23 protein-coding genes and 2 pseudogenes are annotated in these 18108 nt (G+C 65.0%); 15 read left to right on the top strand and 10 right to left on the bottom strand.

Going from position 1 to position 18108, the window contains the following annotated elements:
- Nucleotides 1-314, bottom strand: a 314-nt coding sequence (locus EU513_RS16025; protein ID WP_168990310.1) for a hypothetical protein, incomplete at its 3' end; no start/stop codon positions are given.
- A 181-nt stretch (nucleotides 315-495) separates the two neighbouring features.
- On the opposite strand from EU513_RS16025, the gene EU513_RS15160 reads away from it, so the two are divergent.
- Genes EU513_RS15160 through EU513_RS15150 form a run of 3 tightly spaced genes read left to right on the top strand, consistent with a single transcriptional unit; the run spans nucleotide 496 to nucleotide 1963 of the window.
- Nucleotides 496-1554, top strand: a complete 1059-nt coding sequence (locus EU513_RS15160; RefSeq protein WP_168990309.1) for an ImmA/IrrE family metallo-endopeptidase — start codon at nucleotides 496-498, stop codon at nucleotides 1552-1554.
- Nucleotides 1555-1560: 6 nt separating this feature from the next.
- Nucleotides 1561-1776 carry a hypothetical protein gene (locus tag EU513_RS15155; protein ID WP_129627597.1) on the top strand — a complete coding sequence of 72 codons (216 nt, stop codon included), beginning with the start codon at nucleotides 1561-1563 and terminating at the stop codon, nucleotides 1774-1776.
- On the top strand, nucleotides 1766-1963 hold the full coding sequence (locus tag EU513_RS15150; protein ID WP_129627594.1) for a hypothetical protein: 198 nt from the start codon (nucleotides 1766-1768) through the stop codon (nucleotides 1961-1963). The genes EU513_RS15155 and EU513_RS15150 overlap by 11 nt, the downstream gene beginning before the upstream one ends.
- Nucleotides 1964-2042: 79 nt before the next feature.
- Here EU513_RS15150 and EU513_RS15145 read toward each other — a convergent pair whose 3' ends face one another.
- Nucleotides 2043-2612, bottom strand: coding sequence for a PcfJ domain-containing protein (locus EU513_RS15145; protein WP_129627591.1), 570 nt, complete (start codon nucleotides 2610-2612; stop codon nucleotides 2043-2045).
- A gap of 111 nt (nucleotides 2613-2723) precedes the next feature.
- Here EU513_RS15145 and EU513_RS15140 point away from each other — a divergent pair, with 111 nt between their 5' ends.
- On the top strand, nucleotides 2724-3659 hold the full coding sequence (locus EU513_RS15140) for a hypothetical protein (protein ID WP_129627589.1): 936 nt from the start codon (nucleotides 2724-2726) through the stop codon (nucleotides 3657-3659).
- Nucleotides 3660-4150: 491 nt separating this feature from the next.
- Here the strand turns inward: EU513_RS15140 and EU513_RS16570 are convergent, their stop codons facing one another.
- The 3 genes and pseudogenes from EU513_RS16570 to EU513_RS16560 form a co-directional block, all read right to left on the bottom strand.
- Nucleotides 4151-4618, bottom strand: a complete 468-nt coding sequence (locus tag EU513_RS16570) for a WYL domain-containing protein (RefSeq protein WP_255407469.1) — start codon at nucleotides 4616-4618, stop codon at nucleotides 4151-4153.
- The gene (locus EU513_RS16565) at nucleotides 4506-4973 is read right to left on the bottom strand and encodes a YafY family protein (RefSeq protein ID WP_255407470.1); all 468 of its coding nucleotides are present in this window, start codon (nucleotides 4971-4973) and stop codon (nucleotides 4506-4508) included. The genes EU513_RS16570 and EU513_RS16565 overlap by 113 nt, the downstream gene beginning before the upstream one ends.
- Nucleotides 4974-5066: 93 nt before the next feature.
- Nucleotides 5067-5189: pseudogene (locus tag EU513_RS16560) on the bottom strand (HTH domain-containing protein); the annotation flags it as partial.
- Between the two features lie 73 nt (nucleotides 5190-5262).
- Here EU513_RS16560 and EU513_RS15130 point away from each other — a divergent pair.
- Genes EU513_RS15130 through EU513_RS15120 form a run of 3 tightly spaced genes read left to right on the top strand, consistent with a single transcriptional unit; the run spans nucleotide 5263 to nucleotide 7928 of the window.
- Nucleotides 5263-6282, top strand: coding sequence for an ATP-binding cassette domain-containing protein (locus EU513_RS15130; RefSeq protein WP_205744815.1), 1020 nt, complete (start codon nucleotides 5263-5265; stop codon nucleotides 6280-6282).
- Between the two features lies 1 nt (nucleotide 6283).
- A complete protein-coding gene (locus tag EU513_RS15125; RefSeq protein WP_129627586.1) occupies nucleotides 6284-7075 on the top strand; it encodes an ABC transporter permease in 792 nt (263 codons plus the stop codon).
- Nucleotides 7076-7103: 28 nt separating this feature from the next.
- Complete coding sequence (locus EU513_RS15120) at nucleotides 7104-7928, top strand: NAD(P)H-binding protein (RefSeq protein ID WP_129627583.1); 825 nt, start codon at nucleotides 7104-7106, stop codon at nucleotides 7926-7928.
- Between the two features lie 274 nt (nucleotides 7929-8202).
- Here the strand turns inward: EU513_RS15120 and EU513_RS15115 are convergent, their stop codons facing one another.
- On the bottom strand, nucleotides 8203-8664 hold the full coding sequence (locus EU513_RS15115) for a helix-turn-helix domain-containing protein (protein ID WP_129627580.1): 462 nt from the start codon (nucleotides 8662-8664) through the stop codon (nucleotides 8203-8205).
- 171 nt (nucleotides 8665-8835) lie between these two features.
- Here EU513_RS15115 and EU513_RS15110 point away from each other — a divergent pair, with 171 nt between their 5' ends.
- From EU513_RS15110 to EU513_RS16495, 3 genes are all read left to right on the top strand, one after another.
- Complete coding sequence (locus EU513_RS15110; protein WP_205744814.1) at nucleotides 8836-9861, top strand: RNA polymerase subunit sigma-70; 1026 nt, start codon at nucleotides 8836-8838, stop codon at nucleotides 9859-9861.
- A 74-nt stretch (nucleotides 9862-9935) separates the two neighbouring features.
- Nucleotides 9936-10784, top strand: a complete 849-nt coding sequence (locus EU513_RS16500) for an MFS transporter (protein WP_240796080.1) — start codon at nucleotides 9936-9938, stop codon at nucleotides 10782-10784.
- Between the two features lie 18 nt (nucleotides 10785-10802).
- A complete protein-coding gene (locus EU513_RS16495) occupies nucleotides 10803-11516 on the top strand; it encodes a hypothetical protein (protein WP_240796079.1) in 714 nt (237 codons plus the stop codon).
- A gap of 108 nt (nucleotides 11517-11624) precedes the next feature.
- On the opposite strand, the gene EU513_RS15100 is transcribed toward EU513_RS16495, so the two are convergent.
- Nucleotides 11625-12602 carry a YafY family protein gene (locus tag EU513_RS15100; RefSeq protein WP_129627574.1) on the bottom strand — a complete coding sequence of 326 codons (978 nt, stop codon included), beginning with the start codon at nucleotides 12600-12602 and terminating at the stop codon, nucleotides 11625-11627.
- A gap of 124 nt (nucleotides 12603-12726) precedes the next feature.
- Between EU513_RS15100 and EU513_RS15095 the strand changes: the two genes are divergently transcribed.
- Together EU513_RS15095 and EU513_RS15090 are read left to right on the top strand one after the other, a co-directional pair.
- Complete coding sequence (locus tag EU513_RS15095) at nucleotides 12727-13122, top strand: RidA family protein (protein WP_129627571.1); 396 nt, start codon at nucleotides 12727-12729, stop codon at nucleotides 13120-13122.
- Nucleotides 13123-13226: 104 nt separating this feature from the next.
- Nucleotides 13227-13406 (top strand): annotated as a pseudogene (locus EU513_RS15090) (hypothetical protein); the annotation flags it as partial.
- Nucleotides 13407-13721: 315 nt separating this feature from the next.
- Here EU513_RS15090 and EU513_RS15085 read toward each other — a convergent pair.
- The 3 genes from EU513_RS15085 to EU513_RS15075 are packed head-to-tail and all read right to left on the bottom strand — an operon-like array spanning nucleotide 13722 to nucleotide 15818.
- Complete coding sequence (locus EU513_RS15085) at nucleotides 13722-14645, bottom strand: hypothetical protein (protein ID WP_129627568.1); 924 nt, start codon at nucleotides 14643-14645, stop codon at nucleotides 13722-13724.
- A 4-nt stretch (nucleotides 14646-14649) separates the two neighbouring features.
- Nucleotides 14650-15558: a hypothetical protein gene (locus EU513_RS15080; protein ID WP_129627565.1), complete on the bottom strand. Its 909-nt coding sequence runs from the start codon at nucleotides 15556-15558 to the stop codon at nucleotides 14650-14652.
- Complete coding sequence (locus EU513_RS15075) at nucleotides 15558-15818, bottom strand: hypothetical protein (protein WP_129627562.1); 261 nt, start codon at nucleotides 15816-15818, stop codon at nucleotides 15558-15560. Before EU513_RS15075 ends, EU513_RS15080 begins: the two co-directional genes overlap by 1 nt.
- Before the next feature lie 124 nt (nucleotides 15819-15942).
- On the opposite strand from EU513_RS15075, the gene EU513_RS16700 reads away from it, so the two are divergent.
- Genes EU513_RS16700 through EU513_RS15060 form a run of 3 tightly spaced genes read left to right on the top strand, consistent with a single transcriptional unit; the run spans nucleotide 15943 to nucleotide 17766 of the window.
- Nucleotides 15943-16224, top strand: coding sequence for a zeta toxin family protein (locus EU513_RS16700; RefSeq protein ID WP_129627612.1), 282 nt, complete (start codon nucleotides 15943-15945; stop codon nucleotides 16222-16224).
- Nucleotides 16225-16282: 58 nt separating this feature from the next.
- Nucleotides 16283-16870 (top strand): hypothetical protein, encoded by a 588-nt coding sequence (locus EU513_RS15065; RefSeq protein ID WP_205744813.1) that lies wholly within the window; start codon nucleotides 16283-16285, stop codon nucleotides 16868-16870.
- A complete protein-coding gene (locus tag EU513_RS15060) occupies nucleotides 16867-17766 on the top strand; it encodes a nucleotidyl transferase AbiEii/AbiGii toxin family protein (protein ID WP_205744812.1) in 900 nt (299 codons plus the stop codon). Before EU513_RS15065 ends, EU513_RS15060 begins: the two co-directional genes overlap by 4 nt.
- Nucleotides 17767-18108 lie beyond the last annotated feature (342 nt).

The following is an 18108-nucleotide window of genomic DNA, read 5'->3' as shown; positions in this document are numbered from 1 at the left end:
TTTCCAGTCGACTCGCCGTAACTAACGTCCGTGGACAGAACAGCTAGACCGAGGTGGAGGTCGCGGCGCCAACGGAAGCGGTGTGCGGCTGCCTGGGTGAGTTCGAGCTCGGACAGTACGCCGGCTTTGATCGCGTCGCGGGTGGTGTGGACCCAGGCGATGTAGTGCTCGATGTTGAAGATACGCAGCAACACGATCGTCTGCGCGGTCTTGCCGATCCGGCGCTGACGAATGCGCCGTAGTCGGCCGGTGGCTCGTTCGGCGAGGGCGAGATCAGCAGCCAGGGCGGCGTCGAGGGTTTGTTCAAGAGGCATGTCTGAGCGGTGCGACGTCCAATGTGTCGCACCGTTCGTTTCCAGGGTCTGTGCTCGGTCGCCCGCCATCAGGGGGAAACACTCCGCCGCCATTCCTACGGGTACCACCGCCTACACAGAACGGAGTTCGCGCGATGACCACTCACGGCTACGCCGCTCGTGCCCAGACGGGTTGCACTCGATGACGACTATCGACGCCACCGGTACCCTGCACGACGCCAGGGGCCGGTTCGCGGGGCGCGTTGCCGGTGAAGGAGACACCGACCTGTCGATGGAGGCGTCGCAGTCCGGCAACTACGGCGCGCTGGACCGGGATGCCCGCTTGAAGGCGATGCAGGCTGATCTGTCGAACGCGGTGGAGCAGCTCGTCGAGTCGGGTCAGCTCACCGCCTACCTGGACGCACGCGCTGCCAACGGTATGTCGCGCTGGTCGACGAACAACCAGTTGCTTGCCGCGGTGCAGGTCGCCCGCCGTGAAGGCATCACCGACGTCCACGAGGTGCTTGCCCGGATGGGCACGATCGACGCGCGGGGCGCGAAGGCGTGGAACGCGGCCGGACGCAAGATCACCTCCGGTAAGGGTTCGGCCCTCTACATCCAGGCGCCGGTCACCAAGTGGATCAGCGTCCAGGACAAGGACGACCCGGACAAGACGGTTCGGCGCAAGGTCATGGTCGGTACGACGCCGTGCGCGGTGTTCGATGTGACGCAGACCGACGGTGACCCGGTGCCGCAGCACCCGAGCCGTCCCGCCATTGGGGGCACCCAGGAGATGCTCGACGGGATGCGTGACTGGGTGGTGTCCAAGGGCTACTCGTATGAGGAGAAGGAGATTCCCGGCTGCGACCCGGTGACTCTCAAGGGCACGATGGCCTATGTCGAGCCGAGGTCGAAGAGCGTCGTCGTGGATTCGCGCCTCAGCGTCGAGCAGAAGGTGCAGGCCGCCTCGCACGAGATCGGACACGTCGCGTGTGGGCACGTCGATGACGATGCCGCGGACTACGCGACCCACCGGGGCCGGATGGAGTCGGAGGCCGAGGCCTTCAGCTATCTGCTGCGCCGTGAGGGCGGTCTGTCCTCCTCCGACTGCGAAGCATTCAGCCCCGGATACATCGCCGGCTGGAGCCGTGGCGACACCAAGACGGTGACCGCCGCCATCGACCACGCCGCCAAGTCGTACGAGAAGTTCGCCGACGAAGCGGGTTGGAAAGCAACAGAATCCACTACAACAGAAAGCTGACCGGACATGGGTTTCATGGATTTTCTCAAGGGCCGTGAAGAGCAGGTCGCCCCCGACGAAGAGGTGCGACCGGAGTTCGTCGCGCAGGTCGAGAACCCCACAACGGGTGAGATCACAACGCTGCTGGCTGACTCCGAGGACGAGCTCGAGGAGAAGATCGCCGCGTTCGGCGAGGACGACGACGAGCCGGCACTGGCGGGGGTTGGTGACGATGACCTCTGAGCGCGCACTCACCCTGGTCCAGCGGTACGCCTACGACCACCGGATCGCACTCAACGGACGGTATGCCGTGCGCCCCGCACCGGACGGTGGGTTCGTCGTCGAACCGGAATCGTCCAACGACCCGGCATTCGCGGTGACATCCACCGGCACGGTCATCGCGTTCCAACGGTCCCTGGTCGCAGCCTGAGCGACCAAGAACCGCCGACTGCTTCAAGCGGTCGGCGGTTCTTACTGTCCTGCAACGGTTTTCGGAGACGACTGAGCGATCAGCGCGATCCCCAGTACGTCTGCGGGACGTCGACACCGGCCTGCGTCATCGCCTGTTCGACCGCCGAGCGAACCTCGGGCTCAAGCCCTCGGTTGCGTTTGCCGAGCATCTGCTCGATCTTCCAGGCGTTCCCGGAGTCGGGCTGAACCAACTCGAAGGCGCCGATGAGGTCCTCGCCGTGATGCACCGACCCCAGGATGGACCGTCCGGTATTCCATGCGTGGGCGTACCCACCGATGCAGTTGTGGAGCCGGTCGCCCCATTCGACGAGATCGAGAGCGGTGCGCGGCACCGTGATCCGGTAGCCGTCGGGAAGCTTGGCCGACACGAGCGACGACTCGACATGGCTGATGGACTCCCTCAGGACGTCAGCCTTCTGCTGGACTGTCAGGTCGCGCGTCATCCCACCGAGACGCTCAATCTGTTGCCGGCGCAACTGGTCACGCTGGGCCCGAGCGAGCCTGTCGTGCAGGTCCGCCCACGACTCGACGCGAGTCACTGTTGGGTCAACCGGGAACCGTGCCAGGTCGCCCAGACCGTTGAGAGTGACCTTGGCGCCGTCACACATCTGCGCACGCTGCCCGAGGCACAACCGACGAGTTGAGCGCTCGTCCAGGTTGCGCAGGTGCTTCGACTAATCTCCGACGTGGGCTTCGCTCGGCTGGACCACGTCCGCTACATGCGCAACCACGCAAGCGCGGCCCACCCGAACCAGAATGACCTCACGGGGCTGGAGTTGGTTACGTTCCTCCAGCACTGCATTCGTGAGGTCATCAACACACCGACGGATACCGTCACCGCTCACACCGGCCGTCTCTTGGCCAACATCAAGAAGGACCTGCTCAACAAGGCTGCAGTCGAGGCAGCGGCAGCGTTCTTCGACCAATTGCCGCCCGACCGGGCCGACACACTCGCCAACGGTCTGTTCGGCCTTTACACCGATCCGGACCGCATCCCCTTCGTTGCTGACAACGTCCGACTGTTGTGGCCACGCCTGTGGCCGTTCGTGCGCGAAGCCGCTCGGAACAGCTACGGCTTGCGTCAGGCCCGGGCGGCCGCCACCGCTGAGACTAGCCTCGCGACTGCCGCCCGCGAATTGATCGATCTGGTCGACGGCACGGCCTACCTGTCAACCGAGGTGCGCGCCGTCGACATGAGTGAAGCCCTCGACCTCCTGAACGATGCCCACCATGGCTTCAACAATTTCTACAGCGAAGCTGCCCCTGCTCGTCGAGTCCTCGATCTGGCCGGCGAGAAGGGCGATGTGCCGGCCTCGGTCCGTGATCGCTATATCCATGTCCTCGTCGACTGCTTCCTCGGCAACGGCCATGGGGTCAGCAGTGCCGCGGAGCTGTCCTACGAGCGGATGTTCTCCCGGTTCTCGTCGACCGATGCCGGAGTGGCTCTGAGGCTCTTCATCGACCCCGTGTACAGCTCACTGCTTGCAAGCTCCGTCGGCCGCAAGCAATGGGGGCGACTCCTCGAGCTCCTGGAGCCGAAACTGACCCGCACCACCGACCGCAACCTCATAGCGGCTATTCAGGCATTCACGGGCAACCCCGACCAATTGCGGGTGGATACCAACATCAAGAGCCTCGCCTCCATCAACGGCTGACCGCCGCCTCGGGTTCGGCGGCATGTGTCGACTCTGTAGCGAGTTGGTGCTCGAACGCTGCCTGGCGGAGGGAGCCGAGGGTGCTGCGCCTCCGCGGCGGTTGCGCACAGTTACGATCCCGTCGGCGAAGCTGCGGATCACAGCGGTGGCTATGGCGACTTCGCCGGATGCCCCTTCTTGTGCTCTGCTGGCAGCTGGGGTAGATGGCACGATAGGGGTGTCGGCTTCGCCCGACGCCACGCTGGCTACGCAGGTGAACGCCGACGTCACTAGTCAGTGAACTATGACGCCGCCCGAGCGATGGAGCGGCCGGTCGTGACGGTGAACCTTGACGGCAATTCGTTGCAGCTGCGACGTCACCCTTGCTGTGTGCGAGGTGTCGAAATGCGCTCTAATTAGAGCAGCGTGACTTCTATCTAAGATGGGTCTTTCTGGGGCCATCGGTGGGCAGCTCGCAACGGTCGGAAGCTGTCTTGGTGACGCAGGTGATCCTAGTTCGCGCCCTGCAGTGGGGCGGTAGTTGTGTTCGCTGCCTCGGTCGGGCCCGCGACGGCTCGATGGAGCCGGTCTGGCCACCGGCGAACGTGATCGGTGGCCTCCGGCGGTCCGTGTATGAGGAAGGGGTCGTCGAGAGCGCAAAGGCAGAACACTGCCCAGTCGATGGACTCGGCGGCGATGAAGACCTCACAGGACTCATCGTCTACCTGCTCCACCACTCCGTAGTGCGCTATCTCCTCCCGAATACGGGCTGCTGGTGCGTAGACCGTTGCGTGAACGCGGTATGTCGCGGGCACCGTCCCAAATTGGGAGCGGACGAACTCCAAGGGGTCGTCGATTGGGAGGCGCCTAGCGGCGAACCGCCGGCCGATACATCGTGGGGCTGTGATCCGATCGATGCGGGAATGTGCGCCAATCGCCGCGGTCGGTGTCCCAGGCGACGAGATAGAAGCGGTGTTCAAAGTTCACGATGTGGTGGGGCTGAGCGGTCCGCTGGCCTGGTTCGGAGCGGATTCCTTGATACGCAAACTCGAGGGTGTCCGTGTCGCGGGCATGCGGCGTCGCGTGGACCTTGCGTGCGCCCTGGGCAGCGAGAGCGATTGTCGTCAGGACGGTGACGTCAGTGATCGTGGCGCGGTTACTTTCAAGCGGCCCAGCGACGCTTGACAATCCGGAGACGCGGCGGCGGATCCCTGCCGGCAGCACCTGAACGATCTTGGCCATGGCACTGATCGCAGCATCGGCAGGGACGGCATGCGTGCCGGTGGCCACGTCCTTGAGGCCCAGGACTGTGGCCGCGGCCTCTTCCTCGCTCAACACCAACGGTGGGAGCGCAGCACCTGATCCGAGTTGGTAGCCGCCTCCAGTGCCCCGGGTCGTGATGACCGGGTACCCAAGGTTCAGCAACCCTTCGACGTCGCGGCGCAGAGTGCGCTGACTCACGCCCAAACGCTGGGCGAGCTCGAACCCACTCCAGTGACGCCTGGCTTGGAGGAGGCCCAATAGTTCCAGGACACGAGTGCTTGTTGCCACGAGCCGAGCCTATCCACTCTTGTGGCCGTATATAGGCCACAAGTGCGTGCACGCTTGATTCTGCGAGCGGCGCATGACCGCACTGGACCTCACGATGGAGGGTCCCGCGGGGGACCGAAGGGAGCAGCACGTGGCAGTAGCAATCGAGGCAGAACGTCTCGTCAAAAAGTTCGGTCAGCACGTCGTGCTCGATGAGCTGAGCTTCACCGTTGGCGAGGGCACAGTGCTCGGGGTCCTGGGCCCCAACGGCGCGGGAAAGACGACGGCTGTGAAGGCCGTGACCGGTCTGTGCGCGCTGGACAGCGGTAGCGCACGAATCCTTGGCCACTCGGTCTCCAAAGAGTCGAACCTCGTCAAGCAGCTCACGGGCTTCTCCGGCCAGTACGCGGCGGTAGATGAAGATCTCACGACGATGGAGAACCTCGTGCTTGTTGGCCGCCTCTACGGCCACACGAAGTCGGATGCTCAGCGGCGCGCGCACGAACTCGTCGAAGCTTTCGACATGGGCTCATACGCACGGAAGAGGGTGGCTCAGCACTCTGGGGGCATGGTCGGGACGCCCAAGGTCTTGGTCCTTGATGAACCCACAACAGGATTGGATCCAAGCAGCCGGGTCAGCCTCTGGGAAATGATCCAGGGGCTTGTTGGAGACGGCATGACGCTGTTGCTGACGACTCAATACCTTGAAGAAGCCGATGTCCTTGCTGATCAGATCCTTGTGATGTCGAAGGGGCGCCAGGTAGCATTCGGCGCGCCGAAGGACCTCAAGAGCCGACTCGGCGGAGAGCAGGTTGTCGTCGAGCTCACGTCAGGTGAGCATGACGCAGCCAGGGCGGCCAAGGTCGTCGAGGGAATCCTCGCGGGCAGCGGTGCGCAGATGGCCACCCAGGACCATCAGCTGTCCTTCCGTGTCCCGGACGCGAGTCGCTGGCTCGCACCGTGCGTGAGCGCACTGACAGCGGACGGCATCTCGATCGGCGGACTCTCGGTCAAGGCACCCACGCTTGACGACGTGTTCTTCGCCCTCACAGGCGATTCCATGGAGTCGACCGAACCTGACGCGCAGCTCGCCTTCATCACCGGAGGTAGCTGAGATGAAATTCCTGAATCAACTCGGTGCCCTGACCGTGCGGAACATTCTTAAGAGTCTCCGCAATCCCGACATCATTATCTTCGCGACCGCAGCGCCGGTCGCCTTCGCCCTCCTGTTCGCCTACGTGTTCGGCAGCGCGATGCAGATGAGCGGTGACATCTACCGCGAATATCTGCTCGTGGGGATCCTCGCGCAGACCATGCTGATGACCTCCACGAACACGGGCATCGGTCTCGCGATGGACAACAAGCACGGAATGATGGACCGATTTCGATCCCTGCCCGTCAAGCCCGTCGCAGTGGTGACTGCGCGAGCGAACAGCGACCTCGTGATGAATCTGCTCGTCATAGCGCTCTTGGCGCTCGTGGGCCTGTCCATGGGGTGGCGGATCCGGACCGGCCCCGTCGAAGCCGTCGCCGGGTTCGCTCTGCTTCTGCTGTTCGCATACGCCCTGTCCTGGGCCTCGGCGTACGTCGGGCTCAGAGTGCGGTCGCCGGAGGTCTTGTCGAACGTCTCCATGCTCATTCTCCTGCCTCTCGCGTTCATCTCGACCGCCTTCGTCCCCACCGACGGAATGACCACGCCCATGAGGGTCGTCGCCGAGTGGAACCCGGTATCTGCCGTTGTCACAGGCGTACGAGAACTCTTCGGAAATGTCCCCGAGTCGACCCCGACCCCCGACGTGCTCGCCCTACAGCACCCAGTGCTGTTCGGAGTCGCATGGAGCGTGCTCTTGCTGCTCCTGTTCGTTCCGTTGGCGACCCGTTCCTACGTCAAATCCCACATCCGCTGACCCGCATCCACGCTCAACAGGAGGAACTATGACCATTCTCGTCACCGGAGCAACTGGCAACGTCGGATCTCACCTCGTCCGGCACCTACTCGACCTCGGCGAAGCTGTCCGCTGTCTCACGCGAGACCCAGCCAAGGCGTCGTTCCCTGAGGGTGCCGAGGTCGTTCAGGGCGACCTCTCCGATCCCTCGACACTCCCTCCAGCATTGGAAGGAGTGACCAGGGCCCACCTCATCACTTTCGCAGGAGACGACTACACGCCGATCCCAAACGGGGAATCGCTCGTCACCCAGTTCACGAAAGCCGGTGTCTCTCGAGTCACGATGCTGAAGGGCGACGTTGATGCCACACCGATCGAAACGGCCGTCGCCGAAAGCTCGCTTGAGTGGACAACCCTCGCCCCCGTCGAGTTCATGGCGAACATGCTCGAGTGGGTCGACGGGGTGCAAGGGGGCCGGGTCGAGGAAGGGTTCGTCGATGTGCCCAGCACCGTGGTCCATGAGTCCGACATCGCGAGCGTCGCTGCGCACGTCTTGGTCGGCGGCGGGTACGCCGGGGAGACGCTATGGATCAGTGGTCCGCAGGCGCTCACCGTCCGCGAACGAGTCGAGATCATCCAAGAGGCGACAGGCAAGCACGTTGACCTCGTCGCACTCAGTCCCGAAGAAGTGCAGGCTCAGTGGAGGTCCTACGGGTTCTCCGACGACGACATCGCGTACATGACTCAGATGAAGACCGAACCCCCAATGGCGGCCAGAGTCCCACAGGACACGGTACGAACCGTCACAGGGCGTGAACCTCTGACATTCCGCGAGTGGGCCACCGAGAACAGAACCGCATTCGGCTCACGTTGAGGCCTGAACCCTCAGCCATCGCCTCCATGGGTGTGACCGTAGCGATCAAGCTTGACATTAGGGAACCGCTCCTTGCGCCGGTCCGCCCAGAGAGTGGCAACGAACACCAGTCGCAGAGGGAGCAGCGGACGTCGAGGGCGCGCCCGGCCAGCGTCAGCTCGTGGTCGGCCGAAGCGAGGGTGCGACGCGGCGGCATCTGAGGAACGAGGCGCCCCGGCTCCACTCGCCAACGAACACAGAACCCGCTCGCAGCGGCATTACCAACAGGGCTCAATCATGGTTGGGCGCTCAGCGGGTTCGATGCCTCCTCCGGCTGAGCGCCGTCAGGTAGGTGCTCGCTGCGGAGCTCATCCATGTGTGTGTGGATCTTGTCGTGGTCGCCATACCAGCCCTCGAAACGCTTCTCGGTGCTCTCTGTCGTGGGATCGAGGATCCCGCCCGCTCGTGCGAGCTCGAAGAACAGTGGGACGAGCTGGATGCTCTGTTCTGTCAGTGAGTACCTGCCCTGGGTTCCTCGAGGCGTGGCGTGCTTGGTGAGGAGACCGATCTCGACGAGGCCAGTTAGGCGCTTGGACAGCGTGGCCGGGGTGATGCCCTCGCGGGAGTTGGTCAGGAGCTCGCGGAAGGAGCGGTAGCCGCAGAAGGCCATGTCCCTCAAGATCAGCAGGCTCCAGTGGTCGCCGAGCAGCTCGACGCCGCGGTTGATCGGGCAACTAGAGCGCGGACTGGTGATCACGAAACCCTCCTAGGTGGTTGCGGATCAATACTACCCCTCGCTACGGTCAACGAGTATCGAACCAATACTACTTGGATGGCTGCGTCCCGACTATGTCGGCGGCGGACGGTCGTCGACGCAACGTCAGGAGGATCCATGGGTAGCGAAGGTGAAAGCGACATCGTTCGATCAGTGGATCGGGAGGACTTCACCCTTCTGGTTCAGCGGCATCAGCACGAGCTGACGGCTCACTGCTACCGGATGCTGGCCTCGGTCGAGGACGCACAGGACCTCGTGCAGGAGACTTTCGTCCGGGCCTGGGACAAGCGTGAAAGCATCCGCGAGGCGTCCGCCGTACGGGCGTGGCTATACCGCATCGCGACCAACGCATGCCTGGACTTCCTTCGCCGTCGGCCAGAACGCAGCACGGCACCTGACCGGGCCCCGGACGGGGCGGTGCCGTTGGCGGCATCGGTGCGTTGGCTGCAGCCGGCCCCGGAGAATCTCGCTGCTCATGCCCAAGCCCGAGAAGCGACACCGGATGACGTAGTGATCGAGCGAGAGGCCCTTGAGTTGGCGTTCTTGGTCGCCTTGCAGCACCTGCCGCCAAGGCAACGCGCGGTCCACATCCTCAAAGACGTCCAAGGCTGGCCCGCCCAAGGCGTGGCCGACCACCTCGACATGACCGTCGCGGGAGTCAACAGCGCACTGCAACGGGCTCGGGAATCCCTGCGTCGACACCTTCCGCCGAACCGCTCGGACTGGGCTGCGTCGGCCACCAGTGAGGTAGAGCGCGACCTGCTTCAGCGATATGTCGCGGCCACGGAGGCCAGCGACATCACCGCCCTGACGGCGCTGCTGCACCACGACGCTCGATGCGGTCAACAGCCCGGAGCCAGCGGGCACCAAGGTCCAAACCCCTCGTACTACGCCGGCCGGGACAACATCCGGTCCGCGTGGGCTCCCGCACTGGAGGGTACGGACGCCGCAGTGCTCCGGCTGATCCCAACCCGCGCCAACGGCCAGCCCGCCGCGGGCGTCTATCTCTGGGACCACGACAGCGACGAGTGGCAGGCGTTCGGGCTGGACGTGCTCCACGTGCGCGACGGGCTGATCGATGAGATCAACGCCTTCGTGCCCGAGATGCTCCCCCCGTTCGGACTCCCACTTGTCCTCCCAGCGCCGGGAGATGGGGGGAGCAGGGGCACCGCAAAGTGAAGGGGGACCGATGAGGATTGCCCGGCTGGGGCGTCCTACCTGTGTACGCAGTCGACGACGCAGAAGGAACCCACATGGAGACCAAGACAGAACGCCACTTGACGGGTCGCCAGTGGTGGGGCCTGACCGTTCTCGCCCTCCCGACGCTCCTGCTTTCTCTGGACTTCAGCGTGCTCTACCTCGCGCTGCCGAGCCTGGCGACAGACCTGGCCCCCACCGGCAGCCAAGAGCTGTGGATCATGGACATCTACGGCTTCATGACCGCCGGGTTCCTCGTCACAATGGGCACCCTGGGCGACCGGATCGGGCGTCGCCGACTCCTGCTGATCGGAGCAGCCGCCTTTGGGGTCACCTCGGTCGTGGCGGCCTTCGCGCCCACGCCCGAGGTCCTCATCGCCAGCCGCGCAGTGATGGGCGTGGCCGGAGCGATGGTCCTGCCCTCCACCCTCGCGCTGATCGCAACGCTGTTCACCGACCCACGCCAACTGGCGTTCGCGACCTCGCTATGGATGTCCTGCTTCATGGGTGGCCTCGTGATTGGGCCAGTCATCGGGGGCGTCCTGCTCAGCACCTTCTGGTGGGGCTCGGTGTTCCTCCTCGGCGTGCCTGTCATGGCACTGCTCCTGATCCTGGGACCCCGCGTCCTACCCGAGGAACACGACCCAGGGGCCGGCCGGCTGGACCTGGTCAGCGTCGGCCTCTCCCTGATCACCGTCCTAGGTGCGGTGTACGCCCTCAAGGAGCTGGCCAGCCACGGCTGGGAGGCAAGCCCGGCCCTCATCCTCGGGGTCGCCCTCACTGCCGGAATGGCGTTCGTGCGCCGGCAGTTGACCCTGGACAGTCCGCTGCTGGACGTGGGCCTCTTTCGCGACCGGGTCCTGAGCAGCACCATGACCATCTGGCTCCTCGGCGGCGCAGTGTAAGGTGGAGTGTCCTTCCTCATGGCTCAACATCTACAAGCCGTCCTCGGCCTGTCGCCGCTCGCGGCGGGGCTGGCCCTCGTCCCGGCAAGTGTGGCGATGATCGCCGCGATCCTCGCCGCGCCCGCACTCGCCCAGCGGTTCGGGATCGGCCGCGTCATGTCCGCTGGCTTGGTGGTCGCCGCACTCGGGGCTTTCATCGTCGCTCAGGTCGGGACCGGCGAGCTGACCCCGCTCCTGGCCGGGTACTCGGTCAGTATCCTCGGTCTCGGTCTCCCTTCCGGGCTGGTCCCCGGCCTGATCCTCAGAGTGGCCCCGTCCCACCAGGCAGGGTCGGCCTCCGCGCTCCAAGAGACCGCGGGCGAATTCGGCATGGCCGCCGGAGTAGCCATTTTCGGCAGTATTGCGGCCAGCAGCTACCGAGACCGCCTGACCGCCTCAACGACGGACGCCGTGCCCGACCGGGCCCTCGACAGCATTAGCGGAGCCATCAGCGCAGCAGAGAGCCTTTCACCGTCCGCGGCACATGACATGGTCCAGGCCGCTCAGGCCGCCTACGCAGGTGGATTCACCACGGCTGCTCTCGTCGCAGCCGCCACCTTCGCCGCCCTCGCGCTCCTCGCAGCCACACAGGTCCCCAGAGGAGCGGACGTAGTCATCCAGCAGCAGCCGGACACTCCCGAGGCTCGGAGTTCGGACGTCCCAGCACGGGGGAAAGGTGCCGACGAGCGGTGATCCCTCGTCCGCACGGGCCCTTCCAACGACCCCGACCTGTTGCAGAGACGGCACGTCTTTGCAGCTATGACTCTCGCTATTGGTTCTCAGACGTTCTTGTGATGAGTCTCATTGCATCAGGGCGCGCCGATAGCGGGTCGTCAATGCTTCGGCGCGCGCGTGAATCGCATCGCGGACGGATTGTGGCGCTAGTACTTCGGCGTCCGTATCAAGCCGCCACACCGCCCACACCGCGTGGCGAAGGTCTTCGAAGGTCACGTCGAGGCGGATCCAATCATCCGGCTCCGGTTCCTCGGCGCGGACAGCTCGGGCATTCTCCAGCAGTTCCTCACGACGTGATGTCTTGATGCGGACGACGACCGGGATGTGGTTCTTGCAGAGAAACTGTGCGGTGCGCTCGGCCCAGATGCGGTCGAGGTCGACCTTCGCAGGGCGTTGCGCTGGTTCGGGGAGCGCTTCGGCGCTGAGCATGCGAGACAGACGGTAAGTCCGATCGTCTCCAGACCTCGTCGCCAGCAGGTAGGTGCGCCCGCGGACGGTGACCAGTCCAATCGGATCGACGGTTCGACGACTCGGTGCTTTACCAGGTGCCGCGTAGTTGAATCGCAGCCGGCGGCCGGTGAGCACCGCGGCTCGGACCTCGCTCATGACGCCGTCGGCCAGGTCTTCGGTGGGGGCACGGCGAGAGAGCAGGTCGGTCTCCGGCTCCACGAGGAACCGTTTGGCCGCATCGCCGAGACTCACCTGGTGCCCCTCGGGCAGCGCGTCGACGACCTTGCGAATCGCCGAGGCTAGCGGTGCGCTGAGGCCGAAGACCTTCTCGCCGCGGTCTGATCCGGCGGTGAGCAGCGCGAGTGCCTCGTCATGGTTCAGCCCGGTCAGTTCGGTACGGAAGCCGGGAAGGAGTGAATAACCGCCGTGTCGACCACGGTCGGCGTAAACGGGGACGCCCGCAGTCGAGAGGGCGTCGATGTCGCGAAGCACGGTGCGCGTGGACACTTCGAGCTCACTGGCCAGCTGGTCGGCGGTGATTCGGCCTCGCTGGCGCAGCAAGAGCACCAGCGAGACCAGTCGGTCTGCTCGCATGCATCCATCCTTACCAGAAAACACGACACAAGGTGTCGTGATTCGTTGGGAGGCTAGTAGCGCAGCGTCGAGGACGGCGGCCATAGGGCGGCCGGGCGCTGCGGAACGAATGAACGGAGCAGCAATGGAACGCACGGCAGTGAACCCGGTGACGTGGTCGCAGGAGATGGGCTTCAACCAGGGCGAAGTCATCTCAGGGGAGACGCGGACGCTGTACATCTCGGGACAGACAGCGATGAGCAAGGATGGTCGGCCCGAGCATGACGGGGACGTCGAGGCCCAGCTCGCGCTGGCCGTGGCGAACCTCGAGGCCGTGCTCGCCGAGGCCGGCATGTCGCTGGCGAACTTGGTCCGCCTCAACGTCTACACCACTGACGTGGATGCGATGTTCCCGCACTACGGCGTGCTCGCCGGGAAGCTCGGGGCGGCAGGTGTCGCCCCGACTACCACGATGCTCGGCGTCACCCGCCTGGCGATCCCGGGCCAGATGGTCGAGCTCGAAGGAACCGCTGTCGCATAGCGCCTTCCCCATCACGCAACTCGTCTCGGACGGACGGCCAGCAAGAAACCCCTGCTGGCCGTCCGACAGCCCTACGGAATCCCACGTCCCGTGCAAACGCTGCTCTGACTCTCTGCCACCGCCGCAAAGTCACTTGCCTGGTAGACCCGCTACGCCAATGGCGAATCCATGCACGACCGGTCCTCGCGGCCGAAGACCTCGTCGAACAAGACGCGCAAGGCAACGACGAAGCGGTGCGTGAGCCTGCGCCTGCGACCTCCCGAAGGGGGCCGATCCAACTCGCATATGTGCCCGCAGCGGCGCTCCGTTTGGTCGTTGACGACTGGAGCCACGTACTTTGCGGACCTCAGGGATTGGCGCCGATCTGTGCAAAGTAGGCCGCGTGTCGTATGCAGTCTTCGCTGCATCTCGACAGCTGGCGTCGGTCAGGTCGTAGGGGTCGATCTCCTCCGATTGTCCCGGGTCCAGGCCGAGATCGGACAGTGCGACAGCGTCCGTCGATGGCAGGTCTTCGACGGACTCCGCGGCGATGTACCCGGTGAAGCGTCCGTCGATGCCGTGGACAGCCCCCGAGGGGTCGATGGTCGACATGTCGCTCCTCAGATTCGGCCGCACAAGCCGAGGCGGCGCGCGTTGTCGGCGGCACGGTTGTAGTGCCGGTCGATCGCCGACATCGTGGCGCGCACCTGATCGGCTCCTTCAGCTGCGGCGTCATCGGAGATGTCGTCGTCATCCACCCATGTGCCGAACTGCATCTGTGAACCGTCCGGCGCGACGACGTACGCGCCCACGTTGTAACCGCTAATCTCGCTGGCGGCGTAAGCCTGCTCGGCATACAGCTGCGGCTGTCCGTCGCCGGAGTACTCAGGTTCACGGGACATGAACGCAGCGATGTTCTCGACGTCCGCTCCGAAGTCGGGAGAGTACGCGTTCCCGATCTCGTCCGGGTCGAGGTCACTGCCGTCTTCCTTGTGCAGCCGCTGCATCAACGAATCGACACGCGCGGCGCGTGCCTCTTCGTCGTCCCAGCCGGGTGCCTTCAACGACTCGACGGGGATCGAAATGTCGTCACCCTCCCAGGCGTCGATGTCATCGGACGCAAACTGTGCGGCGGTGTCCTCCGGAAGCCACTCGTAGGATAGTTGGCGCGGCAGGTCGATCTCGGCGCCGTTGGCGTCCGTCGCCGACCGCATCGAGAAGTACCACGAACCGTCGTCGGAATGCTTGTCCGTCAAGTGGCCAACCACCTGCGTCGCCTCCGGGCGGAACCGCTTAAGCGTGAGGTAGACGTGCTGGTTCTGGCACTCGTCGCTCCAAGATTTTCCGGCGGCTTGTGTCGAGCCAGCGCGGATCGACATCTGCCGGTTGACCTCAACTTGGTGGTCGTACTCTTCCTGCGGCATCGCTTCGACGACCGGCGCAGTCGTCACGTCTGAGAGTTCGGCGGTGGACTCCCCGGTGATGTGGCCGGTGAACCTGCCGTCGCTGCCGTGGATGGCTCCGCTGTGGTCGATAGTCGACATGCTTTCAGGCTCCTTGCTGGGGGTCGTGGCGGTCCATGTCTTCCAGCTCCTCGCGGAAGACCTCGTGCAGCTTCTGTTGGATCTCGGTGACGGCGTCGTAGCTCCCGGCGCTCTCGTCGTTGGTCAGCCAGTCGTGCTGGACGTACCGGGTGTTCCACTGGTGTCCGCGGACAGCACCGATGGCCATGCCGCTGTCGCCGTCCAGTTCGATGACCAACTGAGCGTTGTAACCGGCCACGTTTCCGCTGTCGCCGGCCATGCTCCGCCCGACCTGCTGCACCTGTTTGGACCACACCGACGGGTGCGCGTCCTCGAAGCTCTCGAACCGCTGTCCGGGGCCGTGCAGGATCGACAGCACACGCTCGTTCAGGGCGTCGTCCGTGCTGCTGAAGTCAGGCAGCTCGGGAGGATCGGGTTCCTGGCTGCGGCCGATCGTGGCGAGCCGGTCCAGCGGGAGAACCTTCCCGCCACCGAACAAAGTTTGCTCGCCGTAGTCGCGTGCACCGATGCCGTCCAGGTCGGCGTCGCACCCAACAGCGGCGATGTCGAGGGTCTCGTCTGAGTCGGTCTCGAAGTCGAAGCTGTCGTAGAGCGGCTGCTCGTCAGCGTCGAGGACCGCGTCGAGGTGATAGATGCGGTCCTCGCGGTCGAAGGACACAGCAACGGAAGCAGCGGTCGGATAGTCGTGCTTGACCTGAGCGGCGATCGCGCGCCACTTCGCCTCATCGACCGTTCGGCAGACCTCGTCCCGCTGCCGCTGCAACTCCTCGATCTCGGGCATGGCAGCGACGATCGGCTGGGAGTCATCGCCGCCGCCGGCAGCGGAGAGCTCGGTGGTGGACTCAGCCGCAACATGGCCGGCGAAGCGGCCCTTGGCGTCATGGATGGCTCCGGATGGGTCGATCGTCGACATCAGGACCGCCCGCCGAACTCGAGGTAGGCACGCTCTTCGTCGCGACGGTGCGCCCATTCCCAGTCGTGCTCGCTCAACGCGGTGGCTGCATCGTCGAGGCTGATGCGCACCTCGTCGTCGAGGTACAACCGCTCCGAGTGCTGTTCGGTGTAATCCATAAGCCGGACCTGCTTGATCTGCCAACCGTCACCGTCGTAGGTCGGCTCGAACTCAACCTCGACCGTTTCGTCGGGGTAGGCCCCGGTGAGCAGTTCACCCATCTTGGCGACTGCTCGCTCGGTCGGGTTGACCGGCGCCGCGACAGGAAGATCCGTCGTCGGGGCCCTACCCCCGGATCTTGGACACGGGGTGTGATTACGCAGCAGGTCGCAGGCGGTTGCCACGATCCGCACTCGTGCGAACTTCCACCCGCAGGAACGGTTCTTCGCTGTTGAAGGGGATTCGTTTCGACAGCATCACCCTGCATACCGGTCCCTGCTTGCCCGTGACCCGTTGCGAATGCCGCACGCTACGGCGCAGGCGGCTGGTCGTTGGACCGCCCGAGCGATTGAGTACGGGTATGAGCAGCGGGCGTCGATGCTCGTGGAGGGCACCTGGCGGAACGCTTCAGTGCCGATGGGAGCGATTGAGCAGGCCGCAGAGCATGGTTACCGTGGCACAATGTAGGAAAATGCGAACAGTTATAGGCCGACTGACTGCATAGTCCTACATCCTGGGAGGGGCCGTGACGAGCGAGCTGGACCAGCAGGCGCTGCGCCTGCTTCCCACGACTTTCCGGTACAGCGAGGCACGCACCCTGCTCAACGAGCGCAGGTTCCGCGAGCTGCTGGCGCACAACCTCATCATCCGGGTGAACCACGGCCTCTACCGGAAGGCCGACGCCGCCGGCGACGAGGACCTCATCGACATCGCGGGGAAGCGGCCGCGGGCCACGCTCTGCCTGCGCACGGCCCTGGCACGTCACGACCTCATCGACAACATCCCGGCGGAGCTCGACATCGCGCTGCCACGCGGAACCCGTCCAGCGGACACCATCGCTCCCGTCGCATGGCACCAGTTCGACCCAGACACCTTCGACATCGGCAGAGAGACGCTCACCCTGGACGACGCAACAGCCATCGGGCTCTACAGCCCCGAACGGTCCATCATCGACGCGTACCGGCTGCGCGAGACCGAAGGACCTGAGCTGGGCAACGAGGCGCTGCGCCGCTGGCTGCGCAGGGGCGGTCAGCCCTCTACATTGCTCCGCATGTCCACCCACTTCAGCAAGGGAGCGCCAGCGCTGCGGCACGCCCTGGAGGTCCTGCTGTGAAGGACGTCTCGAGGGCGACAGCGGCCGGTCGCGCCTACTTGGACCTCAAGGCCAAGGCGCGAGCCGAGTCCCGGCTCACCGACGAACTCATCCAGCTGTACGTCCTCGAGGGGTTCCTGGCACGCGTAGCGGTGAGCGACCACGCGCAGCAGCTCGTCCTCAAGGGCGGCGTGCTGCTGGCCGCGTTCGGTACGCGACGCCCCACCAAAGACATCGACTTCGCAGGCCGCGACCTGGACAACGACGCCCAACAAGTCCTTGCCGTCCTGCGCGACATCGCCGCCGGCAAGCCCCAGGAAGATGACGGCTTGGTCTTCGATGCCAACAGTGCTACCGCCGAGGTCATCCGCGACGATGACGAGTACTCCGGCGTGCGTGTGTCGATGGGTGTTGAGCTGGCCACAGCCCGGACCCGTTTTCACATCGACCTCAACGTAGGGGACCCAGTCTGGCCGGCGCCGGGCCAGGTTGAGGTTCCGCGACTGCTCGGCGGGAAACCGCTTCACCTGCTCGGCTACCCGCTTGTGATGGTGCACGCGGAGAAGGTCGTGACCGCTGTCCAACGGGGCACGGCCAACACCCGGTGGCGAGACTTCGGTGACATCTGGACCCTGTCCGGCGGACACCCCGTGGACGGAAACACCCTGCGGACCTCGATCACGCAGGTGGCGGCATACCGCGATGCCGACATGTCGCTGCTGCGGGACGTGCTCGACGGCTACCCAGCCATCGCACAGGCAAAGTGGGCGGCGTGGCGGCGCAAGCAGAAGCTGGACCAGCTCCCTGAGCGCTTCGCCGACCTGCTCGAGGACGTCTACGCCTTCGCCGACCCCGCCATCGCCGACGAGGTGACTGACATGACCTGGGTGCCATCAGCCAGAGCTTGGGCGGCCTGAGGGCACGTGCTGCGAGCCAACTTGGGCCGCCCCACTGGCGGAAACCGCCGGAGGGTGCCTGACGTCAACGGAGACGGGACGACATCGGCTTAGCGCGGGACGGACAACCGGGGGGCGCCGGGTACACGCAGGTCAGACCCGACGGGGCAGTGGCTAACCGATCGTCGGGGCAGCCCGCCAACCGGTGTCGCCGAATCGAAATAGCCGACCCCTCCCGGCCACCCGGGAGGGGTCGGCTCGTCGCTCTCGGTCGTCAGCGTCGGCTTGCGAGCGGCAAAGTGGCTACGAGTTGCTGCAACATTGCCCTCGGCTCCAAGCGCCAAGGTAACGGCTTGCGCTTGA

Origin of the sequence: Yimella sp. RIT 621 (assembly GCF_004146205.1) — a bacterium.
Lineage (GTDB): Bacteria > Actinomycetota > Actinomycetes > Actinomycetales > Dermatophilaceae > Yimella > Yimella lutea.
The sequence above is the reverse complement of the archived record's forward strand: the minus strand, read 5'-3'. Positions and strand labels throughout refer to the sequence as shown.